The organism is Kocuria sp. MNB10, from assembly GCF_054073685.1.
This window is the reverse complement of sequence record NZ_CM133411.1, coordinates 2562898-2585085: the sequence shown is the minus strand read 5'-3', so window position 1 is coordinate 2585085 and position 22188 is coordinate 2562898. Positions and strand designations below refer to the sequence as shown.

The 22188-nt window shown below is 70.4% G+C and carries 16 protein-coding genes and 1 riboswitch; of the genes, 2 read left to right on the top strand and 14 right to left on the bottom strand.

What is annotated here, in order from left to right; all coding sequences use genetic code 11:
- Window positions 1-125: 125 nt before the first annotated feature.
- Together ACW9PK_RS11735 and ACW9PK_RS11730 are read right to left on the bottom strand one after the other, a co-directional pair.
- Window positions 126-1679: a bifunctional hydroxymethylpyrimidine kinase/phosphomethylpyrimidine kinase gene (locus ACW9PK_RS11735; RefSeq protein ID WP_457015962.1), complete on the bottom strand. Its 1554-nt coding sequence runs from the start codon at window positions 1677-1679 to the stop codon at window positions 126-128.
- Window positions 1667-1762, bottom strand: a riboswitch (TPP riboswitch). Its footprint overlaps the gene before it by 13 nt.
- Window positions 1763-1842: 80 nt before the next feature.
- On the bottom strand, window positions 1843-5178 hold the full coding sequence (locus ACW9PK_RS11730) for an Rne/Rng family ribonuclease (RefSeq protein WP_457015960.1): 3336 nt from the start codon (window positions 5176-5178) through the stop codon (window positions 1843-1845).
- Window positions 5179-5638: 460 nt separating this feature from the next.
- Here ACW9PK_RS11730 and ACW9PK_RS11725 point away from each other — a divergent pair, with 460 nt between their 5' ends.
- Window positions 5639-6277 (top strand): vitamin K epoxide reductase family protein, encoded by a 639-nt coding sequence (locus ACW9PK_RS11725; RefSeq protein ID WP_457015959.1) that lies wholly within the window; start codon window positions 5639-5641, stop codon window positions 6275-6277.
- 20 nt (window positions 6278-6297) lie between these two features.
- Here the strand turns inward: ACW9PK_RS11725 and ACW9PK_RS11720 are convergent, their stop codons facing one another.
- From ACW9PK_RS11720 to nirD, 6 genes are all read right to left on the bottom strand, one after another.
- A complete protein-coding gene (locus ACW9PK_RS11720; protein WP_457015958.1) occupies window positions 6298-6501 on the bottom strand; it encodes a hypothetical protein in 204 nt (67 codons plus the stop codon).
- Between the two features lie 16 nt (window positions 6502-6517).
- Entirely contained in the window at window positions 6518-6931 is a 414-nt protein-coding gene (gene ndk, locus ACW9PK_RS11715) for a nucleoside-diphosphate kinase (protein ID WP_064846151.1), read from the bottom strand.
- Between the two features lie 118 nt (window positions 6932-7049).
- The gene (locus tag ACW9PK_RS11710) at window positions 7050-7493 is read right to left on the bottom strand and encodes a DUF4233 domain-containing protein (RefSeq protein WP_368844746.1); all 444 of its coding nucleotides are present in this window, start codon (window positions 7491-7493) and stop codon (window positions 7050-7052) included.
- Between the two features lie 30 nt (window positions 7494-7523).
- Window positions 7524-8894, bottom strand: a complete 1371-nt coding sequence (locus ACW9PK_RS11705; RefSeq protein WP_457015957.1) for a bifunctional folylpolyglutamate synthase/dihydrofolate synthase — start codon at window positions 8892-8894, stop codon at window positions 7524-7526.
- Entirely contained in the window at window positions 8891-12190 is a 3300-nt protein-coding gene (ileS, locus tag ACW9PK_RS11700) for an isoleucine--tRNA ligase (protein ID WP_457015956.1), read from the bottom strand. Before ileS ends, ACW9PK_RS11705 begins: the two co-directional genes overlap by 4 nt.
- A 269-nt stretch (window positions 12191-12459) precedes the next feature.
- Complete coding sequence (nirD, locus tag ACW9PK_RS11695; protein WP_457015955.1) at window positions 12460-12873, bottom strand: nitrite reductase small subunit NirD; 414 nt, start codon at window positions 12871-12873, stop codon at window positions 12460-12462.
- A 116-nt stretch (window positions 12874-12989) separates the two neighbouring features.
- Between nirD and nirB the strand changes: the two genes are divergently transcribed.
- Window positions 12990-15644 (top strand): nitrite reductase large subunit NirB, encoded by a 2655-nt coding sequence (nirB, locus tag ACW9PK_RS11690; RefSeq protein ID WP_085107788.1) that lies wholly within the window; start codon window positions 12990-12992, stop codon window positions 15642-15644.
- Here the strand turns inward: nirB and cobA are convergent.
- From cobA to ACW9PK_RS11660, 6 genes are all read right to left on the bottom strand, one after another.
- Window positions 15632-16798, bottom strand: a complete 1167-nt coding sequence (cobA, locus tag ACW9PK_RS11685; protein WP_457015954.1) for a uroporphyrinogen-III C-methyltransferase — start codon at window positions 16796-16798, stop codon at window positions 15632-15634. The two genes, nirB and cobA, sit on opposite strands and share 13 nt — an antisense overlap.
- 89 nt (window positions 16799-16887) lie before the next feature.
- The gene (locus ACW9PK_RS11680) at window positions 16888-17919 is read right to left on the bottom strand and encodes a siderophore-interacting protein (protein ID WP_167318421.1); all 1032 of its coding nucleotides are present in this window, start codon (window positions 17917-17919) and stop codon (window positions 16888-16890) included.
- Window positions 17916-18809 (bottom strand): ABC transporter ATP-binding protein, encoded by an 894-nt coding sequence (locus ACW9PK_RS11675; RefSeq protein ID WP_457015953.1) that lies wholly within the window; start codon window positions 18807-18809, stop codon window positions 17916-17918. Before ACW9PK_RS11675 ends, ACW9PK_RS11680 begins: the two co-directional genes overlap by 4 nt.
- Window positions 18806-19876, bottom strand: a complete 1071-nt coding sequence (locus tag ACW9PK_RS11670; protein WP_240919117.1) for a FecCD family ABC transporter permease — start codon at window positions 19874-19876, stop codon at window positions 18806-18808. The genes ACW9PK_RS11675 and ACW9PK_RS11670 overlap by 4 nt, the downstream gene beginning before the upstream one ends.
- The gene (locus ACW9PK_RS11665) at window positions 19873-20877 is read right to left on the bottom strand and encodes a FecCD family ABC transporter permease (RefSeq protein ID WP_318281383.1); all 1005 of its coding nucleotides are present in this window, start codon (window positions 20875-20877) and stop codon (window positions 19873-19875) included. Before ACW9PK_RS11665 ends, ACW9PK_RS11670 begins: the two co-directional genes overlap by 4 nt.
- Window positions 20878-20958: 81 nt before the next feature.
- A complete protein-coding gene (locus ACW9PK_RS11660; RefSeq protein ID WP_144996511.1) occupies window positions 20959-22023 on the bottom strand; it encodes an ABC transporter substrate-binding protein in 1065 nt (354 codons plus the stop codon).
- Between the last annotated feature and the right edge of the window lie 165 nt (window positions 22024-22188).

The window sequence follows — 22188 nt, the reverse complement described above, 5'->3', positions numbered from 1 at the left end:
TCTCCGCGTGGCTATCGCATCGATTCAGGATGTCCGCCCGAGTGTGCCGCAACCTGGTGCGTGAACTGGATATGACACACACCGGCGCTCGGCACCGACACCCCAGGCTACCCGATCACCCGAAGTCATGCCAGTTGCGCCGCGGCGCGCCGCTCGCCCTCCGCCGACGTCGCCGGGGTCGTCTGCGCGAAGAAAGCCAGCTCGAGCGCGCACGCCCGGTGGAACGCGCGGCGCATGTGCTCCCTGGTGGCCGGGTCCGCGTGGGCGGCCTCCCGGTCCACGATCTCGCGCACCGACTCGGTCGCGGTCTGGAAGTCCGGATCGTCGTATGTGCTGAGCCAGTCGGCGAACGGGTGCTGCGGTCCCGCGACGCGGGCACGACGGGTGAGCTCCGCACCCACGTGGGCGTAGAGCCAGTAGCACGGCAGGATCGCGGCGGAGCCCACCGCGAAGCCGTCCTGACCCGTGCGCGCCAGCAGGAAGTCCGCGTAACTGCTCGTGACGTCACTCGGCGGCATGGGCTCCCGGTCCCCGAGCCGGGCGCAATGCAGCGCGGACTCGACCGAGACCACGGAGGCCGACGCCGCGGCGAAGTGTTCGCGCGAACGCTCGTCCGGGGCGGAGGCCGCGAGCAGGGCCAGCGCCCGGGAGTAGTACTGCAGATATTGCATGTCCTGGTCCAGGTACAGCTCGAACTCGCCCGGGTCCAGGGTGCCGTCCCCGAGGCCCCGGATGAACGCCAGGGCGGCAATGCGTTCACGCACCGGGGCGCTCTCCTCCCACAGTTCATCGGTGAACCGGGGGCCCTCGGATTCCGCGGCGGCCGTCATCACGAACGCCGGATCCGTGACGAGGTGCTGGACGTGGTGCATGTGGTGCACGGGACCGTTGCCGTGACCCACGTGCAACTCGTCCGCGCCGCGCAGTGCACCGCGCAACCATGTGCGGGCCGTGCGGATCGCCTCGGGCCAGTCCCCGGTCCGCGCCACGACCGTGGCCACCGCGGAGGACAGCGAGCACCCGGTGCCGTGGGTGTTACGCGTGTGCACCCTGCGACCCTCGAACAACGCGGCGGGTTCGTCCTGACCGGGGAGCAACAGGGCGTCCGGGGTCGTGTCCCCGGCCAAGTGGCCACCCTTCACGAGGACCCGGGTATGGAACGCCGCCGCGACCGCGCGTCCCTGCTCGAGCGCCTCGTCCCAGGTCGCGGCCACGGGGCGCTCGGCCAGCACCGCGAGTTCCGGGAGGTTGGGGGTGATCAGATTCGCGTGGGGCAGCAGCTCCCGCAGGGCCCGTTCGGCGTCCGGACGCAGCAATCGCCCACCGGCCGTGGCGACCATGACGGGGTCGATCACGACCACGGGTGCGCGCCCCACCATGAGCCAGTCCCGGACCGTGTCGATGACCTCCACGGAGCCGAGCATCCCCACCTTGATCGCATCCAGGGTGACGTCCCCGGCGACCGCATCCAGCTGGTCCCGCAGGACCTGGACGGGTGGGGTGTGTACGCTCACGACGCCCCGGGTGTTCTGGGCGACCACTGCGGTGATCACACTCAGCCCGTACCCGCCCAGTGCGGCGATGGATTTCAGGTCCGCGGCGTGACCCGCCCCGCCCGTGGGATCGGTTCCGGCAATCGAGAGGACGCGGGGTATGGCGGTAGAAGGCGTGGTGTCCACGACAATCCCTTCGCTAGTACGAGCTAGATCAGGTTCGACGGGTGTGTTCTCAGCCGCAGTGCGCAGCACCCCGTGTGTGTGTCCCCGATCATGCCACAGGGGCACCCGGAATCCCGGGTGCCCCTGCGGTGCTCGCGTGGCGACGGATCCAGCCGCCGGTCACTCAGTCCTGCTTGCCGGTCATCGTGATGTCCTGAGCCTTGATGCCCACACCCACGATGGTGGGCTGGTCACCGGACGCCGCGGGGGCCACGGCCCCGGCCTCCGCGGTGAAACGGCTGACCTGCCGTTCCTGCGTGTACTCGTGGGTCTCCACGCTCGCGGTTCCGGGCGCGGCCGCCGGCGCCACGGCACGCCGCGACCCACGACGCCGTCGGGCCGGAGCCGCCGGCGCCTCCGCCGGCCGGTTCCCGCCAGCGGACGACGCTGCCCCGGAAGTCTGCTGCTGCGCGGCACTCGTCTGCCCTGCACTGGATTGCGCAGTCCCGGAGTTCGACGGCGCGTGTCCGGCGGCCGACCGCTTCGACACCGCCTCCCGCGGCTGGGACGCGGCGTCCGCATCCTGAACGGCACCCTCGGTCGAGGTTTCGTCCTCGCCCGCATCCGTGAACGCGGCGCTCAGCGAATCCAGGGACAGGGCCTCCTGGGTGCCCTCGCTCCCCCGCTGCTCAGACTGCCCGTGGGGCAGTTCGATGACCTCGCCGTGAATCGTGAGGCTCGCGGACGAGTCCCCACCGGAACGGTCCTCGGACCGGGAATCCCCGCGCGAGTCGTTCCCGGAACCGTCCCGGCCGGAACCGTCGTTCTGCACGGCGTTGTCCTCGCCCTGCTGACCGCGACCGCGGCTGCGCTTGCCGCGGCGCTTGCGGCGACGGCGCCCGCCCTCGGACTCCCCGTGGGAGTTCTCGGACGCGTGCTCCCCGCCCTGCTGACCGCGGGAGGTCTGCTGCTCCTGGGAACCGGTGTCCTCGGCCTGCCCGCCCCCGGACTGCGGTGCGGTGCCCTGGGAAGCATTCCGTGCGGCGTCGTCGGACTCGTCGTGGGAGGAGGCCGCGGCGATGTTCGCCAACGCCGTGCGGGTGGCCTCCACGCGCGCCTGGTCCGGCTCGTCCGAACCGTGGTGCTGGCTGCCGTTCCTGGGCTTGTCCTGCGCACCGTTGTGCTGCTTGTTGCGCGAACGCTTACGCTCGTGTCGAGTGCCGCGCTGGTCGGAGGGAGCCGCGCCGGAGCGGCCCTTCAAGGGGTGGTCGTGGACCACGACGCCGCGGCCCGCGCATTCCTCGCACGGCTCGGAGAAGACCTCGAGCAACCCCGTACCCATGCGCTTGCGCGTCATCTGCACGAGACCCAGGGAGGTCACCTCGGCCACCTGGTGCTTCGTGCGGTCCCGGCCCAGGCACTCCACGAGCCGGCGCAGTACGAGATCGCGGTTGGACTCCAGAACCATGTCGATGAAGTCCACCACGATGATCCCGCCGATATCCCGCAACCGCAGTTGCCGCACGATCTCCTCGGCGGCTTCGAGGTTGTTCTTGGTCACGGTCTCCTCGAGGTTGCCCCCGGAGCCCGTGAACTTGCCGGTGTTGACGTCCACCACGGTCATGGCCTCGGTGCGGTCGATCACGAGCGATCCGCCGGAGGGCAGGAAGACCTTGCGCTCGAGGGCCTTCTGGATCTGCTCCTCCACGCGCATGTGCTCGAAGAGGTCGTCATCGCCGGTCCAGCGCTCGAGGCGGTCCAGCAGGTCGGGCGCCACGTAGGTCACGTAAGCCTCGATGTTGTCCCACGCCTGCTCGCCCTGGACCACCATGGCGGTGAAATCCTCGTTGAAGACGTCCCGCACGGTCTTGATGGTCAGGTCCGGTTCCGCGTACAGCATCTCCGGGGCCAGCGTCTTGGTGGACTTGGCCTTGTCCTGGATCTGCTCCCACTGCGAGCGCAGCCGGTTGATGTCGTTGGTCAGCTCGGTCTCGGAGGCACCCTCCGCCGCAGTGCGCACGATCACGCCCGCGCCCTCCGGCAACCGGTCCTTGAGGATCTTCTTCAGCCGCTGGCGCTCCACGTCCGGGAGCTTGCGGGAGATCCCCGTCATGGAACCGCCCGGGACGTAGACGAGGTAGCGACCGGGCAGGGACACCTGGCTCGTGAGCCGAGCACCTTTGTGCCCCACGGGGTCCTTGGTGACCTGCACGAGCACGGTGTCCCCGGACTTCAGGGCGTTCTCGATCTTGCGGGGCTTGCTGCCCAGCTCGGCGGCGTCCCAGTCCACCTCACCTGCGTAGAGCACGGCGTTGCGGCCGCGGCCGATGTCCACGAAGGCGGCCTCCATGGACGGCAGCACGTTCTGCACCTTGCCCACGTACACGTTGCCGATCAGCGAGTCCTGCTGGGTGTGCGAGACGAAGTGCTCGGCAAGGATCCCGTCCTCGAGCACACCGATCTGGATCCGGTCGTCCTTCTGCCGCACGAGCATCTTGCGCTCCACGGATTCGCGCCGGGCCAGGAACTCGGCCTCGGTGATCACGTGGCGGCGGCGGCCGAACTGCCGGGACTCACGACGACGCTGACGCTTGGCCTCGAGCCGCGTGGAGCCCTTGACCCCGGTCACCTCGTCGCTGCCCGTGCCCTCACCGGCACCGCGCGGGGCGCGGACCCGGGTCACCGAGCCGTCGGACTCGTCCACGAGTTCCATGTCCTCGTCACCGCGACGCCGCCGGCGACGCCGCTTGCTCGTGACCTCGCCGGACTTGTCGTCCTCGCTGTCCACGTCGTCCTCGCTGTTCACGTCCTTGCGTGCGGCCCGCTCGGCCTCGCGCTGGGCGTCGCGTTCCTTGGCGGCCTCGCGCAGTCGGGCAGCCTGCTCCTCGGCGGCACGGCGGATCTCGTCCGGGTCCGGGGCATGGAACATGAGGGAGGCGCCGGGACCGAAGGCCCCGAAGTTCTCCTGGGTGCTGGGCTGGTCGTTCGCGGACTCCTCGGCCTGTACAGTCTGCGCGTCCGTCTGTTCCGAGGTGTCGGTCTGCTCGTCGCTCGCCTCGGCCGAGCCGGTTCCTTCGCCGGCCTGCGTCGTCTGCTCGGGCCCGTCGGCGCGCAGAGCAGCCTGCTCATCCGTATTGCGGGCGCTCTCAGCGGCGTCACCGGCTGCGTCCTCGACATCGAGCGCGATCTCGTCCTCGATACTCTCCGCGGGCTGCTCGGCCTCGGGGATCTCGGCCACTGGGATCTCGCGCGCGGGCGTGTCCGCGACGCCAGCATCGTCGGAAGCGGTGGCCGCGGAATCGGACGTCCCCGGATCCTCGGCGGGAGCGTCGGTCGTCGCGGGTTGCCCGGTAGCGGTCTCGGCGGGCACGGCGGCGTCGGGCTCGGAATGGGGAACGGCGGCGTCGTCGGCCGGTGCATCAGGCGTGACGGCGGGATCGGTGGTGGTGCTGTCCTCGACGGGGGTGGTGGCGGCAGTCTCGAGGGGTGACTGTTCCGCGTTGTCCTTCTCAGGTTCCATGTGAAGTTGTGCTCCTGCTCGGGACACCGCCCGCACCCGGGCCCGAGGTGTGCTCGGTCGGTCGAGCCGGTGTTCGCCACGCGGCCGCCGGAAGTCAAAGTCGTACTCGCGGGCGCGACGTGTGTCACGCGCACTGTCCGCGAGCCGGCGGATGCCCGAGTCGCTGGGTCCGTGGGGACCGCGAACTTGCCCCGCTCCGGACGCGCTCGATCCTGTGAGAGCGCGAGTCCGTACCAAGGGAGATCGGTGTTCCTGCCGGGCCGGTTCCTCACGTGCGGCTGAGGCCCGACCATTGGCAGTATCTCACAGTCACCCCGGGCCGGGGCGCATTCCGGGTGGTCCGCACCACATTCCCTCGGCCGGACCACAGCGCGTGTACGGGGTGTGTGCCGGCGTCACCCGCCGCCACGGGCGGCCCGCGCCCGGTGGGTCGTCATGCGCATGGTCTACGATCGGGCGCGTGAGCCCAACTTCCGCGACCGCCCTCCTGACCGACCGGACACCCGAGACGACTCCGGCCCCCGCCACCCGTTCGGACCGCTCGTGGGCCGTGCTCGCGGTGATCTTCTCGATCGTGGGTTTCGCCGCATCGGCCGTGCTCGTGGCGGAACGGCTCGCGATCTACAAGGACGCGGGACACCGCACGAGCTGCGACATCAACGCGTGGCTCTCGTGCGGCACGGTCATGCGCACCCCGCAGGCGGAGCTCTTCGGCTTCCCCAACCCGTTCATCGGGATCGTGGCGTACGCCGTGGTGATCGCCGTGGCCGTGGGCGTGCTCGCCGGCGCACGCTACGCCAGCTGGTTCTGGTGGTTGCTGTGGCTGGGGATCGCCGCCGGTTCGGTGTTCACCCTGTGGCTGTGGTGGCAGACCACTTTCCACATCAACGCCCTGTGCCTGTACTGCATGATCGTGTGGTGCGCCCAGACCCTGTTGCTCGCGCATACGACGGCGCGGATGCGCCGCGCCGGCCTGATCGGTTCCTCGCGTGGCACCGCCGCCGGTTCCGCCGCGTGGGCGTGGCTCCTGGGCATCGGGGTGCTCGTGATCGTCTTCGGGATCATCGCGGTGCGCTTCTCGACCGCGATCTTCGCCTGAGCCGTTCACCGACGCCGCGCTCAGACGGCGTGCGCCTCGAACACCATGATGGGGTGCGTGCCGTCGAGTGGCGTCCGCTGCCAGTCGCCCCGAACCGCGTCGACCTCGAACCCGGCGCGCCGTAACTGATCGGTCAGGATGCCGCGGCCACGAAAGGCCTGGTCCGGCCCGTCGGGGTTGTCCCCGTCGTACAGGTCGACGATCCGCGGGTCGTAGTCGGTCATGGATCCCGCGTTCAGCTCAGCTGAACCAGATGCCGATCTCCCGCTCGGCGGACTCAGGCGAATCGGAGCCGTGCACGAGGTTCTTCTGCACCTTCTCGCCCCAGTCCCGACCCAAATCGCCGCGAATGGTACCGGGGGCGGCCGTGGTGGGCTCGGTGGCACCGGCGAGGCTGCGGAAGCCCTCGATGACCCGGTCCCCCTCGACCACGGCGGCCACGACGGGCCCGGAGAGCATGAACTCCACGAGCGGCTCGAAGAACGGTTTGCCCTGGTGCTCCTCGTAGTGCCGCTCGAGAATTTCGCGGGTCGCCGTCACGAGCTCAAGTTGCGCGAGCGTGTAGCCCTTGGCCTCGATGCGGGCCAGGATCTGCCCGGTCAGGCCGCGCTGGACGCCGTCCGGCTTCACGAGGACGAGGGTGCGTTGCGTCATGTGCTTCTCCTTGCTGTGGACCCACGCGGAGTCCTCGGTCGATCAGGTTCCGCTCCGAGCCTAACGGCCTGTGGTCCCCGCGCGGCTACGCCCGGGGACCGCGGCCGGGAGACGGTGATCACGTCAGGGGGTTCTCGACCTCCCAGCGGCGTTGTTCCTCCGCGCGCCGCACGTTCTCACGATCCATCGCGCCACCCTTGACCACGGCGTACCACCAGGCCAGGGCGCACAACACGCCGATCACGAACATTGAGGGCACGAGCACTCCCGTGGCGATGAGCACGACCTGCAGCACCCACCCGAGGGTGTACCCCCACGGCTTGCGCAGGAGGCCGCACGCCAGCAGGAACACCAGGGCGAGCACCACCGATCCGCCCATGAGCCACAGTTTCCCGGCCGTGCTCCAGTCCCGCGCCGTGAGTCCGAACGCCGCGAGGGCGGCGAAGAACACGATGAACGCCTCGATGGAGAGCACGCTCGAGGCGAACATCGTCTTGATCGAGCGTGGCTTCTTGGGTTGGCCAGGGCGCCATTCGCGCTGGGCCTTGGTCAGGCGGGCCATCGGGCTCCTTCCATGGTCGGGGCGGCGGGCTCAGAGTCCGAGCAGCACACGGGCCTCACCCACCACGGTGATGGACCCGGTGACGAGCACCGCGCCGTCGAACTGCTCGCGGGCCGCGGCGTCCTGGATGGCCGCGGCACACGCATCGTCCAGTCGCTCGCTCACGTGCACGGCGTCCTGGTCGAAGCCCATGTCCTCGGCGATCTCCGCGAGTTCCTCGGGTGCCACGGCGCGCGGGGACTGGGAGCGGGTGCACCACAGTTCGAGCTCGAACTCGTGGTACTCGTCCACGAGCACGCGCATCATCTCCGCAGCGTCCTTGTCTCGCAGAACGCCCACCACCAGGTTGAGCTTGGTGAACGTGAAGGCCTCGCGCACCGCGGTCGCCGAGGCCAGCAGACCGTGCGGGTTGTGGGCCGCATCCAGGATCACCGGCGGTGCCTTGCGGGCGAGCTCGAGCCGGCCCGGCGAGGAGACCGCACCCAGTCCCGTGGCCACGAGCTCTGGGTTAAGGGGCTTGTCCCCTCCCCCCACGAACGCCTCGACGGCGGCCACGGCCACCGCGGCGTTCTGGGCCTGATGGGCCCCGAACAGCGGCAACATGAGATCCGGGTACTCCCCCGCGAGCCCCTGCACGGTGATGACCTGGCCGCCCACCGCGGTGGAACGCCCGGTCACGGCGAACTCCACGCCCTCGAACCGGAACGGGTCACCGAGTTCCCGGGCCCGGTCCAGCAGGACCTGCGCGGCCTCGGGTTGCTGCGCCGCGCTCACGAGGAAGCCCTGGGGCTTGATGATCCCGGCCTTCTCCCGGGCGATCTGCCCCACGGTGTCCCCGAGCATGGTTGTGTGGTCCAGCCCGATCGGGGTCACCACGGACACCGCGGCGTCCGCCACGTTGGTCGCGTCCCACGTGCCACCGATGCCGACTTCAAGGACCATGACGTCCACGGGTTCGTCCGCGAAGACCGCGAACGCCAGGACCGTAAGGGTCTCGAAGTACGTGAGGCGGGGAGCGCCGTCGGCCTCGAGCTGTCGGTCCACGAGCTCGAGGTACGGGGCGATCTCCGAGTAGATCCGCACGAACGTCTCGTCCGGGACGGGTTCGCCGTCGATGCTGATCCGTTCCGTGACGCGCTCGAGGTGCGGGCTCGTGTACCGGCCCACGCGCAGGTCGTGGGCGAGCAACAGCGACTCGATCATCCGGGCCGTGGACGTCTTGCCGTTGGTCCCGGTCACGTGCACCACGGGTGCGCTGCGGTGCGGATCCCCGAGCGCGGCGACCGCGGCGGCCACGGCGTCCAGCCGCGGCGCCATCCTGTCCTCGGGCGCCCGACTCAGCAGGTGCTGGTAGATATTCTCGACCGATGCGAAGTCCTCGTGCTCCTGGGCCCCGCTCACGCGTCGATCACCGCCACGGTCACGGACGGCTCGTCCGCTTCCACGAGCTCGAGCTCGCGGGACAGGGTCTCGGACTGCACGAGCTCGCGGTTCGCGGCCACGGCGGCCACGGTCTGCGCGTCCGCGGCGACGTGGGTGCGGATCCGGTCCGAGACCTGCAGGTCCGCGTCCTTCCGGGCCTGCTGGATCGCACGGATCATGTCCCGCGCGACGCCCTCGGCGCGCAGTTCATCCGTCAGTTCGGTGTCCAGGACCAGGAACCCGCCGCCGGGCAGAACGGTCACGGCGCGCGCGGAGTCCGCCGCGGCGTCGTCCACGACCGTGACGAGTTCGTACTCGCCCTCCTGCAGGGGCACGGAGCCGGCGACGACGACGCCGTCCGCGGAGACCGACCAGTCACCGTTCTTGGTGGCCTTGATGACCTGCTGGACCTGCTTGCCCAGGCGCGGGCCCGCCGCGCGGGCGTTGACCTTCAGCTCCTGGGAGATACCGTGGTCCGCGGCGCTGACCTGCTCCGAGTCCTCGAGCGTGACGGACCTGAGGTTCAACTCATCGGCGATGATCTCTTGGAACGTGCCCTCGAGGGCATGCGCCCCGGGCACGGCCACGGTCATCCCCGCGAGCGGTTGCCGCACGCGCAGGTTGTGGGTCTTGCGCAGACCGGACCCGGCCGAGCAGATGGCGCGCGTGCGCTCCATGGCCGTGAGTAGGGCCTCGTCCCGGGGGAACAGGGAGGCATCCGGCCAGTCGGTCAGGTGCACGGAGCGCCCACCCGTAAGACCGCGCCAGATCTCCTCCGTGACGAGCGGCAGCAGCGGGGCGGCCACGCGGCACACCGTCTCGAGGCACGTGTACAGCACGTCGAAGGCCTGGGTGTCCTCCTCGAAGAACCGCTCGCGGGAACGGCGCACGTACCAGTTGGTGAGGGTGTCCATGTAGGAGCGCAACCGCTCGGCACCGGCCCAGATGTCGTAGTCGTCGAACAACCGCTTGACGTCCGTGACGAGCGCGCCGGTCTCCGCGAGGATGTAGCGGTCCATCACGTGATCGGCGTCGTGGCGCAACTGGGCGTCGTAGCCGGCTCCCCCGTTCGCGGCGTTCGTGTACAGACCGAAGAAGTGGTACACGTTCCACAGCGGCAACATCATCTGGCGCACGCCGTCGCGGATGCCCTGCTCGGTGACGATCAGGTTGCCGCCGCGCAGGATGGGCGAGGACATCAGGAACCAGCGCATGGCGTCCGAACCGTCCCGGTCCAGGACCTCGTTGACGTCCGGGTAGTTCTGCAGCGACTTGGACATCTTCTGCCCGTCCGAACCCAGCACGATCCCGTGGGAGATCACGTTGCGGAACGCGGGGCGGTCGAACAGCGCGGTGGCCAGGATGTGCAGCGTGTAGAACCAGCCGCGGGTCTGACCGATGTACTCCACGATGAAGTCACCCGGGTTGTGGGTCTCGAACCACTCCCGGTTCTCCATGGGGTAGTGCACCTGGGCGTACGGCATGGACCCGGAGTCGAACCACACGTCCAGCACCTCGGGCACGCGGCGCATCACGGACTCGCCCGTGGGGTCGTCCGGGTTGGGCCGGGTCAGGTCGTCGATCCACGGCCGGTGCAGGTCCACCTCGCCCTGGGCGTTGCGCGGAAGTCGGCCGAAGTCCCGCTCCAGCTCTGCGAGGGAACCGTAGACGTCCCGGCGCGGGTAATTGGGGTCGCTCGATTCCCACACCGGGATGGGTGAACCCCAGTAGCGATTGCGGGAGATGGACCAGTCACGGGCGTTCTCGAGCCACTTGCCGAACTGGCCGTCCTTGACGTTCTCGGGGATCCAGTTGATCTGCTGGTTCAACTCGACCATCCGGTCCTTGAACACGGTCACGCTCACGAACCATGAGGACACCGCGCGGTAGATCAGAGGGTTACGGCAGCGCCAGCAGTGCGGGTACGAGTGCTCGTAGGAGGCCTCCCGCAGCAGCGCGCCGCGGGCTCGGAGGTCCCGGACCACGGTGCGGGCCACGTCCTTGTCGAACACGTTGTGCCCGGCGAGTTCTCCGAGCGGCGCGCCCTGCGCGAGGGACTCGTCCGTGAAGAAATCGTAGAACCGTCCGCTCTCGTCCACGGAGAGCACCACGGGGATGTCGTGGGCGGCGCACACCATCTGATCGTCCTCGCCGTACGCGGGGGCCTGGTGCACGATGCCCGTGCCGTCCGTGGTGGACACGTACTCGGCCACGAGGATCTGCCACGCGTTCTGCGTCCCGAAGCGCTCGGCGTCCGTGAAGTAGTCCCACAGCGGCCGATACCGGATCCCGCCCAGCTGCTCACCCTTGTAGTGGGCGGTGACGGCATCCGCGACGGTCGCGGCGTCGTCGTACCCGAACTCCTTGGCGTACCCGCCCGCGAGCTCCGCGGCCACGAGGAAGCGGCGCCCGGCCAGGTCGCCGGCACCGGGGACCAGGACGTAGTCGATGTGCGGACCGACCGCGAGCGCCTCGTTGGTGGGCAGGGTCCAGGGGGTCGTGGTCCAGGCGATGGCCTCCGCGCCGGCGAGTTCGGCGGCCACGGCGGGATCGGTGGCCCACGAGGTGTCCTCGGAGAGCGTGAACGCCACGGTCACGGAGGGGTCCTGGCGGTTCTTGTAGACGTCGTCGTCCATGCGCAACTCGTGGTTGGACAGGGGCGTCTCGTCCTTCCAGCAGTACGGCAGCACGCGGTAGCCGGAGTAGACCAGGCCCTTGTCGTCCAGGGCCTTGAACGCGCCGATCACGGACTCCATGTAGTCCACGTTCAGGGTCTTGTAGTCGTTGTCGAAGTCCACCCAGCGGGCCTGGCGGGTCACGTAGTCCTGCCACTCGGACGCGTACTTCAACACGGAGGCGCGGCAGGCGTCGTTGAACTTGTCGATGCCCATGGCCTCGATGTCCTGCTTGTCGGTCATCCCGAGCTGCTTCATGGCCTCGAGTTCGGCCGGCAGTCCGTGGGTGTCCCACCCGAAGCGGCGCTCCACGCGCCGGCCCTGCTGCGTCTGGTAGCGGGCCACGAGGTCCTTGACGTAGCCGGTCAGCAAGTGGCCGTAGTGGGGCAGGCCGTTGGCGAAGGGCGGGCCGTCGTAGAACACGAACTCGTTGGACCCGTGGTCCCCGCGGTCGCGCTGGTCGATGCTCGCCTGGAAGGTGTGGTCCTGTTTCCAGTAATCCAAGACGCGCTCCTCGACCGCGGGGAAACGCGGCGCGGAGGGCACCCCGTGTGCGCTGGGGTCGGTGCTCGCCTTGGGATACACGAAGGATTCGGTCACGGTGCTCCATCCTGAGGGGTGTGTGGTTCAGGATGCGAGGACGCTCGGGCGCGCGGGGCGCCGGTGGCGCGGTACCACCTCGCTTACCCGCGGTGGCATCGGCACAGCCGACGACGCCGCGAGTCGCTCGTTGGGGGCTGTCACGGGCCCGAGTCGTCCGGTTCTACTGGGGCGCGGTGCCTGTTCTTCCGGAAGGGCTCCCCGGTGATGGCCGGATCGACACCCGTGCGCGCAGGGCGCACCCCGCCATGATACCCCGACGGGAGGGACTACTCGCCCTGCTCGCCGCCGCCCTGCTCGCCGCCGCCCTGTTCGTCTCCCCCGGACACCACCACCAGGACCCGGCCGTCCTGCACGCGCACCGGGTGGACGGGCAGCGTGTACTCCGCGCCGGACACGCACCGCCCGGTCGCGAGGTCGTAGGTCTCCTTGTACAGGGGTGAGGCCACCGTGTGGTACTGCCCCGTGCGCCCCACGATCCCCCGGGCCATCACGAGCGCCCGGGAGCGGGGGTCCCGGTGGTCGGTCGCGAACACGAGGTCGTCATGGGTGCGGAACACCGCGATCTCGCGTCCACCCACGAGGGCTGCCTCACCCCAGTTGACCTCGAGGTCCTCGACGCCGCACACGTCCGTCCACTCGGCATTCACGGACTCGGCGGTGGGATGTGACGAATCGTTCATCGGGGGCCTCCTGCCGGGGGGCTGACATGCCGGGAATTACGTATTTTCCCGGCTAATATTAGCAGTGCCGTGCCCCGTACGGTCGCGGCGCAACCGATCGCCCGACGGAGGTCCCCATGGCAGCGCACGAGACACCCACCGCCCCCGGCACACCCCGCACGATCCTCGTCCTGGGAGGTGGCCCGGCGGCGTTCCGCCTGGTCCGTGCGCTTGCCGAGCGCAGCGGTCCCGCGGACCGGATCCGAGTGCTCATGGACGAGCCGTACGACCCGTATGACCGGGTCGCGCTCGAGCAGTTGTTCGCCGAGCCGGACAAGGACCTGACCCTCGGGGACGGGAGCCTGTGGAATGAACCGGCCATCGAGTTGCTCACCAACACCCGCGCCGCGCGCGTGGACCGCGACCGTCGCGTCGTGACCGATCAGGGGGGCACCGAGCATCCCTACGACGAGCTCGTGTTCGCCACGGGGTCCCGCGCGGCGGTCATCCCCATCCCGGGCTCACAGCACGCGCACGTCTTCCGCACGGTCGACGACGTCCGCACCATGGTCTCGGAGGCCGCCCGTTTGCAGGAGCGGCTCGGGAGGCGACCGCGCGCCGTCGTCGTGGGCGGCGGCCTGCTGGGGCTCGAGGCGGCCGAGGGCCTGCAGCGCGTGGGAGCGGACCCCGTGATCCTGGACGTGGCCTCGTGGTTGCTGTCCGTGGAACTGGACCAGGCCGGCGGATACGCGGTCAACGAGGCGATCCGCGCCACGGGGATCGAGGTGGAGTGCGGTGCGTTCATCTCCTCCGTGAACTCGGACAACACCGGGGAAGTCGTTTCCGTCTCCCTCGCGCAGTCCCTGGGTGACGAGTCCGCGGCGCGCACGCTTCCCGCGGACATGGTCGTGATGGCCGCCGGCATCCGCCCGAACGACGAACTCGCGAAGGCCGCGGGCCTGCGCCTGGGCGAGCGCGGCGGCATCCTCGTGGACGATCACTGCCGCACGGCGGACCCGCACGTATGGGCCATCGGCGAGGTCGCCAACATCCTGGGCCGTACGTGGGGCCTCGTGGCGCCGGCGAACGCGATGGCCGAGGCCACCGCGCGCAATCTCACGGGCGGGGACGCGGAGGTCGCGGAGTTCGACGTCGCGACCAAGCTGAAGTTCTCCGGGGTGGAGGTCGCGGGATTCGGCGACCGGCTCGGCCGCACCCCCGGCAGCCTCGAGGTGCTCTATGCGGACCCGGCGCGCGGGATGTACCAGAAGGTCGTGGTCTCGCAGGACGCCAAGACCCTGCTCGGTGGGGTGTTCGTGGGGGACGCCTCCCCGTTCGACTCCTTGAAGCCCCTGCTCGGGCGCGAACTGCCCGCCGAGCCCGGCGCGTACCTCAGCGCGGCCGGCGGCGACGGCGTCCCGGACACCGAGCTGCCCGGGGACGCGATCCTGTGCTCATGCAACAACGTGGACTTCGCCACGGTGCGTGCCGCGGTGGACGACGGCGCCCACGACGTCGCGTCGTTGAAGGCCTGCACCACGGCCGGGACGCAGTGCGGCTCGTGCGTACCCATGCTGCAGAAGACGCTGGAGCAGCGCATGAAGGCCATGGGGCTCACGGTTTCCAAGGCCCTGTGCGAGCACTTCCCTATGTCCCGGCCCGAGCTCTACGAAGCGGTGCGCTCCACGGCGCTCGAGGACTTCGAGTCCGTGCTCGCCCGCTTCGGCACGGGCGAGGACGGTTGCGCGCTGTGCAAGCCGGCGGTCGCGTCCATCCTGCACTCGCAGGTCCACGCGTACTCGCTCGACGGCGGCCGAGGGACCCTGCAGGACACCAACGACCGCAACATGGCCAACATGCAGAAGGACGGCACCTACTCCGTGATCCCGCGCATCCCCGGGGGCGAGATCACTCCCGAGAAGCTGGGCGTGCTGGCCCGGGTGGGCCAGGAGTACGGGCTGTACACCAAGATCACGGGTGCCCAGCGCATCGGGCTCTACGGGGCCCGCCTGGAGCAGCTGCCGACGATCTGGAAGGAACTCGTGGACGCCGGTTTCGAGTCCGGTTCCGCGTACGGCAAGGCGCTGCGCAACGTGAAGTCGTGCATCGGCAGTTCGTGGTGCCGCTTCGGTGTGCAGGACTCGGTGGCGCTCGCCGTGGACCTGGAGAACCGCTACCGCGGGCTGCGCTCACCCCACAAGTTCAAGTTCGGGGTCTCGGGCTGCAGCCGCGAGTGCGCCGAGGCCCAGGGCAAGGACGTGGGTGTGATCGCCACCACCAACGGCTGGAACCTGTTCCTGGGAGGCAACGGTGGCTCGAACCCCGCCCACGGCCGCCTGTTCGCGAAGGACCTCACGCGCGAGCAGGTGTTCCGGTACATCGACCGCTACCTCATGTACTACATCCGCACGGCGGACAAGCTCCAGCGCACCGCCCGCTGGTTGGAGGACCTGGACGAGCGGTACGGGGACGGGATGCAGCACGTGCGGGACGTAATCCAGCACGACTCCCTGGGCATCTGCGCGGACCTAGAGGCGGAGGTGGCCCGCCACATCGACGCGTACGAGGACGAGTGGGCTGCGACCCTCGCGGACCCCGATCGCCTGCGCCGCTTCCGCGCGTTCGTGAACCACCCCGAGAGTGCGCCGGAGGACGTGAACGCGCGCATGTACGTGCTCGAGCGCGAACAGATCCGCCCGGCCACCCCCGAGGAGATCGCCCGGTCCGAGGCCGGTGAGGGGCACAAGCTGTTGGTGTCCGGGGCGAGGATCCCGGTGGGTCAGCCCTCCTGATCCGACTCCTGGGGGCCGGGGATCGCGGATGACTCGTGCGCGAGCGCGGCGACCCGACCCACCACGATCACCGCGGGAGCAGTGACCTCGCGCGCGCGGGCCACATAGGCGATCGTGTCCAGCTGCGCCACGGTCGTGCGCTGGGTTGGGGTCCAGCCCCGCTCCACGACCGCGACCGGGGTGTCTGCGGGGTAGCCCGCGGCCATGAGCAGCTCGGCGTTACGTCCGAGACCCCGCACGCCCATCATGAGGATCAGGGTGTGCCCGTCCCGGTACGGCACGTGACGCAAGTGCTGGTGCGCGGTGATCACGGTGAACCCGTGGGTCATGTCCCGGTGGGTCACGGGGATCCCCGCCGCGGCGGGGACGGAAATCGCCGAGGTCACACCCGGCACCACTTGGGTGGCCACACCATGGGCCCGGCAGAACTCGACTTCCTCGCCACCGCGGCCGAACACGTACGGGTCCCCACCCTTGAGCCGCACGACCCGCAGTCCGAGTTTCGCCTGCTCCACGAGGGTCTCGTTGATCCGGTCCTGCGTGTACTTGTGGTACCCGGCGCGCTTGCCCACGTCGATGATGCGGGCGTGCCGGGCGAGCTCTGGTAGGAGGTCCGTGGGGCCGAGCCGGTCCGCGACGATCACGTCCGCGTCCGCCAACAGTTGCCGTCCGCGCACCGTGAGCAGTCCGGGGTCGCCGGGTCCTCCGCCCACCAGCGCCACTGTCCCGGGTTCCTGAGTGACCGGGGCCTGAAAGACCCGATCCTGAGCAACCCGTGTTTCGGTAACCGGCACCTGAGTGACCGGTGCCCGAGTGTCGGCTGCGCGATCGGGCCCGGGCGCGGCGTCGTCCGCGACGCACAGGACCCGACGCTCTTCCGCCGCGAGCGCCACCCGCTCCCGTTCCCCGGAGTCCGAGACGTGGAGGAAGACGAGCCACGCGCCGCCGAGGTCGTCGGGGCGGAACGCGCGCTCGTGCCACGTGAGACCGGGTGAGCTCGTGAGGTCCCGCAACGTGTCATGCAGATCAGGTGCCACGAGGTCCACGAGGGCGCCCTCGGCGAGCAAGGACCGCGTCCGACGCGCGGCGTCCGGTCCCCCACCGACCACCAGCACGGCGCGTCCGGCGAGGTTCAGCCCCAGGGGGTAGGTCATGGTCGGGAGCTCTCCTCGGGTGCGGGCGGATCATCGCCATGCTACGCCGCGGGCCGCCTCTCCTGACCTCGGACGTCACATCCGCGGGGTCACTCCGTGGCCGCTCCCTGTTTCCAGTAGCCCATGAACGAGATGTCCGTCTTGGGCACTCCCCCGCTCACGCACATCCGGCGCAGCGACTTGACCGTGGCGGATTCCGCCGCGAAGAACCAGTAGGTACCGCGGCCCTCCGGGCGGGCGACGTCCCATACGAAGTCCGACTCCTCCGACGGGGCGGCCTCGGGCTCGCCATGACCGACCTCCCAGTAGCGGCGGGCGCGCTCGGACAACCGGTGCCACAGCCATAGCTCCAGGTCTAGTCCGCGCGGGCGTCCCCGCCGGGGCAGCCACGTCCAGTGCAGTTCGGTGCCGCCGCGCAGCGTCACGGTCAGGGTGTGCCCGTCGGACGACGTCGCCCGGGCGAGGGCGCGCGGGCCGGCCGCGGCCACGGCGTCGTCCTCGGAAGGAACCTCCACCGCGATCGTCACGCTGCGGGGCGGGGCGGAAGGGGCAGGCGCACCCACGTGCACCCCCCGCTCGATGCCGTCGATGATCGCGGCGAGCGCGGGCAGGGCAGTCTCGTCCCCAGCGAGCACGACGTCCTGGTCCGCCGCACGCCGTTCGTCCCACGCGGCCCACCAGGGGGACCCGCCCGAGGGCACGAGCAGCTGCACGTCCTGACCCTCGCGCACGGTGTCACCCCACGCGGCCCCGGGGCCCATCCCATGCTCGGGGTCGTCGTGGAGCACCACGTCGATGGCCAGCTCCGGGACCGTGTGCCCGGCCAGCTCCACCTCGGCCGCATCGCGCACCGTGTACGTGCGCAGCCAACCCCGGCGTTCGGGCGGGGCGGCCATGAACTCGCGCCGCCACCGGGTCATGTCGCTCACGTCCACCGCCACGGTGGCCCCGGGGGTGGGTGGGATCAGCACCTTGAGGTAGGCGTCCGTGCGGGGGCCCGGTCCCTGGTCACCCCACGGCATGATCCGCAATTCCTGCCCCGCCACACGTACGCGCACGAGGTGTTCGCTGAGCTTCGTGCGTCCCGTGACGGTGGCCGTCACACATGCGAGTTCCGTCATGGTAGTACCTCCTCGGGTGATCTTGGAGTGCGCGGCGGGGTGTTCGCCGGTCCCGTCCACGGGATCACGAGCCGGGCGTCCGTGGGGGCGTCGTGGAGCACCCGCGCGGACATGTCGAAGACGTCGCTGACCACCTCATCGGTCATGACCTGCGCGGCCGAACCGGTCGCGGCGACCGCCCCGTCCTTGAGTGCCACGAGCACGTCCGCGTATCGCGCCGCGAGCGAGAGTTCATGCAGCACCATGACCAGGGTGATCCCTCGGGAGCGTTGCAGTGCGGTGAGGATGTCCAGGATCTCGACCTGGCGCGCGATGTCCAGATACGTCGTGGGTTCGTCGAGCAACAGTACGTCCGTGTGCTGCGCGAGCGCGAGGGCGATCCACACGCGTTGGCGTTGACCGCCGGACAAGTCCCCCACGCGGCGTTCGAGCAGCTCCCCCAACCCGGTGAGTTCGACCGCTTCCGCCACGGCGTCGTCGTCCTGGGCACGCCACCGTCCGAAGGCGCCACGGTACGGGTGCCGTCCGCGCGCCACGAGCTCCTGCACGGTCACGCCCTCGGGTGCCACGGGGTCCTGTGGGAGGAAACCCACGGTGCGCGCGAACCGGGTGCGGTGCCACCGACTCACGTCCGCCCCGCCCACGAGGATCTCTCCGGCGGACGGGGTGAGCTGGCGCGCGCACGCCTTGAGCAGCGTGGACTTCCCGCAACCGTTGGCCCCCACGAGCGCGGTCACGGCCCCCGCGGGGAACCTCACGTTCACGTCCCGCAGCACCGGCGTCTCGCCGTAGCCCGCGGTCAGCCCACGCACCGCGAGCTCGGACGGCGACGCCGCGTCCTCGCCGTGCTCGGTCCCCCCGGCCCGGTTCGGATCGGTCCTGGACGTCATGCTTCCGCCTTTCCTCGCCCGATCAACAACCACAGCAGCACGGGCGCGCCGGCCGCCGCGGTGACCACACCCACGGGCAGGGCCAGCCCGGGGATCGTCTCCGCGGCCACGTAGTCTGAGACCACCATGAGCACCGCGCCCACGAGCGCGGCGTGCCGGGCGTGACCCGCACCGCCACCCAGCCCCCTCGCAATGGGTGCGGCCATGAACGACACGAACGCCACGGGCCCCACGGCGGAGGCCGCCACGGCCACGAGCACCACGGCGAGCCCGAGGGCCGCGAGCCGCGTGGCCCGCACGTGCACCCCGAGCCCGGCGGCCAGGGGATCCCCCGCGCCGAGCGTGTCCACCGCGGGCGCCAACACCGCGCACACGGGCAGCAGGATCGCGAGGCAGATCCCCACCTGCGCGATGTCCACCCACCGGGCAGCGTTGAGTGAACCCGTGAGCCACTGCATCGCGTCCTGGGCGGCATAGATGTCCGCGCGGGTCAGCACCGCGTTGATCGCCGCGGCGGTCAGTGCTCCCGCCGCGACGCCGGTCAGCACGAGTTTGCCGATGTTGGCCCTCGTGCCCCCGGCGGCCAGGACCACCGCGACCATGAGGCCGAAACCACCCGCGAGAGAACTGAGTGTCACCGCGACGCCAGAGAGCCCGCCCAGCGTGATGGCCGCGACCGCGCCGAGCCCGGCCCCGGAGGAGACACCCATGATGTCCGGGGAGGCCAGGGGGTTGCGCAGCACGCGCTGGAACAGGTGACCGGCGATCCCGAAGGCGATCCCCGTGAGGATCCCGAGCACCGTGCGCGGCAGAGTGATGTCCCACACGATGTACGCGGCGGGGCCGGAGTAGTCGTGGGTGAGCACGGCGACCAGGTCGGGCACGGCCACGACATACTTGCCCAGTGCGATCCGCGCGAAGGAGGCGAGGACCAGGACGAGCACGAGCAGCGCCGTGACCCGGCGGGTGCGGCGTCGGGAGCGGGAGCGTCCCGCGCGCACGGTGGCCACGGTCGCGGGGGCGGGCAGCGACGTCGTCCTGGGAAAAGGGGAAACGGCGGGACTCACGCGGCCACCACTCCCCTGCGTCGGATCACGACCACGAGCGCGGGGGCACCGATCACCACGAGTGCGATCCCCACCTGGATCTCCCGGTCCGGGACGAGCACGCGCGCCACGACGTCCGCGAGCAGGACGATGAACGGGCCCGCGAGCAGGCACGCCGGGACGATCCTGCGGTAGGAGATGCCCACCAGCGAACGCACCGCGTGGGGTACGAGCAGTCCGCAGAACACTAGCGGGCCCACGAGTGCGGTGGAGGTGCCCGAGAGCAGCACCACGGCCAGGCCCGCGAGGCCGCGCACGAGCGCCGGGTTCACCCCGAGTCCGCGACCCAGAGCTTCGCCCAGGGTCAGGGTGTCCAGGGAACGGGCCAGCGTCCACCCGAGCAGCAGGGCCACGAGAATCACGGGGCTCGCGAGCACCAGGAACGTACCGTCCGGCCGGGTCAGTTCACCGACCTGCCAGCGCCGGAAAGTGTCGAACGTGGCCTGGTTGCTCAACAGCACCGCGCTCGTCAGCGCCGTGAGACCCGCGGAGACCGCCGCCCCCGTGAGGGCCAGGGTCACCGGACGCGCCCCGCCCCGGGCCGCGGAGGCCAGCGCGTACACGGCGGCCACGGCCACGGCGGAGCCCAGCGCCGCGAGCCACAACTGGTGCGTGACGCCGGTCAGACCCAGGAACGCGCCGCCGGCCACGACCGCGAACGCGGCCCCGGCCGTCAGCCCCAGGATGCCCGGATCGCCCAGGGGGTTGCGCGTGGCACCCTGTAGCAACGCCCCGGCCACGGCGAGCGCGGCCCCGGTGAGCAGGCCCGCCCCGGTGCGCCACACGCGGGACTCGACCACGGCGCCGTCGAGCGCGGGAACCCCGGGGACGGCCCCCGGGTCACCCGAGAACACGTGCGGGACCACGTGCCACGTGACACCCAGCCCGATGGGCCGGGACCCGTACGAGATCGAGAGGAACACGGCCACGAGCAGCAGTGCCGCCATGGCGAGCCAGGACATACCCCGACCCCGCGTGCGCCCGCGCGGGGCGGACGGCGCGGCGTCGGGACGGGCGAACGTGGAACTGCCGGGCACGAAGGGTCAGGCCCCCAGCGTGGTCTTGATCGCCGGGATGTGGGCGTCGAGCGCGTGGGGCATGGACAGCGGAGAGGACGAGTACCCGGAGAGCACGTCCTGCTTGTCCGTGAGGAACATCCCCCGCCCGTTCGCGATCGCGGGGATGGTCTTGAGGATCGGGTCCGTGCGGAACTTCTCGGCCTGGGCGTCGTCCTCCGCGGCCGCCACGAACAGGTCGCTCGTGAGCTCGTCGGCACGTTCGCGGGGCCATTCGCGCCAGAACTGATCCTCCGTGATGTTGTCCTTGACCGCGTCCGCGAGATTCATGCCCAGCTCGGTGAAGAAGCGGGGGCGTCCGTCCGCGGGGCCGTAGAACCCCAGGCTCTGGGAGACGTCACCGTAGATGAAGGTCTTGCCCTTGGCCGCGCCGAGTTCGTCGGAGCGCCGGGAGACGAGTTCTTCGGTGCGGCTCACGAGTTCGTCACCGGCCGCGGAACGGCCCAGGGCCTTGGCCGTGACACGCTGCATGTCCTGCCACGAGTTGACCCACGGGCCCGTGGGGTACGCGACCACCGGGGCGATCTTCGTGAGGCGGTCGTACTCCTCCCGGGTGACCCCGGAGTTCACCGCGACGATCAGGTCCGGGCTCAGCTCGGCGATGTCCGTGAAGTTCACACCGTCCGACTCGTCCATGGCCTTGGGCGTCTTCCCGCCGAGTTCTGAGACCTTGGCGTCGAACCAGTCGGTGGACCCGTTCGCGTTGCCGCCCCAGGCCACCTTGGTCATGCCCACCGGCACCACGCCGAGGGCGGCCACGAAGTCCTGCGTGTTGCTCGCGCCCACGCACACGACCCGCTGCGGCGCGGCCTCGACCTTCGTGGTGCCCAGGGCGTGTGTCACCTCCACGGGGAACGTGTCCGTGGGGCTCGACGACGCCGTGGCACCGGGGGTCTGCGCCTGCCCGTCCCCGTCCCGCACGCCCGTGGAACACGCCGCGAGCCCCATGAGGGAGGCCACGGCCAGGCCGGAGCCCAGCAGGGTGCGACGGTTGAACTGCCGGGACGCGTTCCCGGACCGGTGAGGGGACATGGACACTCCTGGGTCACTGAATTTGATAAGGCAAGCCTAACCTAATTCATGCTCCCGTTCGGCCGCAACCGCTCCGTGCGCGCTCTCGCGGGTGCGACCGGACCGAGCAGAGCCAGGGTATTCCGCTGACCGGTCGTGGGGCGCCGGGCGGATGGGCAGGACCGG

What these genes read in the sequence shown, in the direction of transcription:
- ACW9PK_RS11730 (WP_457015960.1), bottom strand. Translation starts at nt 5,178, where the DNA reads ATGGAACCTGAGAAGGACAACGCGGAACAGTCACCCCTCGAGACTGCC.
- ACW9PK_RS11720 (WP_457015958.1), bottom strand. Translation starts at nt 6,501, where the DNA reads ATGACCGACTACGACCCGCGGATCGTCGACCTGTACGACGGGGACAAC.
- ndk (WP_064846151.1), bottom strand. Translation starts at nt 6,931, where the DNA reads ATGACGCAACGCACCCTCGTCCTCGTGAAGCCGGACGGCGTCCAGCGC.
- ACW9PK_RS11710 (WP_368844746.1), bottom strand. Translation starts at nt 7,493, where the DNA reads ATGGCCCGCCTGACCAAGGCCCAGCGCGAATGGCGCCCTGGCCAACCC.
- nirD (WP_457015955.1), bottom strand. Translation starts at nt 12,873, where the DNA reads ATGAACGATTCGTCACATCCCACCGCCGAGTCCGTGAATGCCGAGTGG.
- nirB (WP_085107788.1), top strand. Translation starts at nt 12,990, where the DNA reads ATGGCAGCGCACGAGACACCCACCGCCCCCGGCACACCCCGCACGATC.
- cobA (WP_457015954.1), bottom strand. Translation starts at nt 16,798, where the DNA reads ATGACCTACCCCCTGGGGCTGAACCTCGCCGGACGCGCCGTGCTGGTG.
- ACW9PK_RS11680 (WP_167318421.1), bottom strand. Translation starts at nt 17,919, where the DNA reads ATGACGGAACTCGCATGTGTGACGGCCACCGTCACGGGACGCACGAAG.
- ACW9PK_RS11675 (WP_457015953.1), bottom strand. Translation starts at nt 18,809, where the DNA reads ATGACGTCCAGGACCGATCCGAACCGGGCCGGGGGGACCGAGCACGGC.
- ACW9PK_RS11665 (WP_318281383.1), bottom strand. Translation starts at nt 20,877, where the DNA reads ATGTCCTGGCTCGCCATGGCGGCACTGCTGCTCGTGGCCGTGTTCCTC.
- ACW9PK_RS11660 (WP_144996511.1), bottom strand. Translation starts at nt 22,023, where the DNA reads ATGTCCCCTCACCGGTCCGGGAACGCGTCCCGGCAGTTCAACCGTCGC.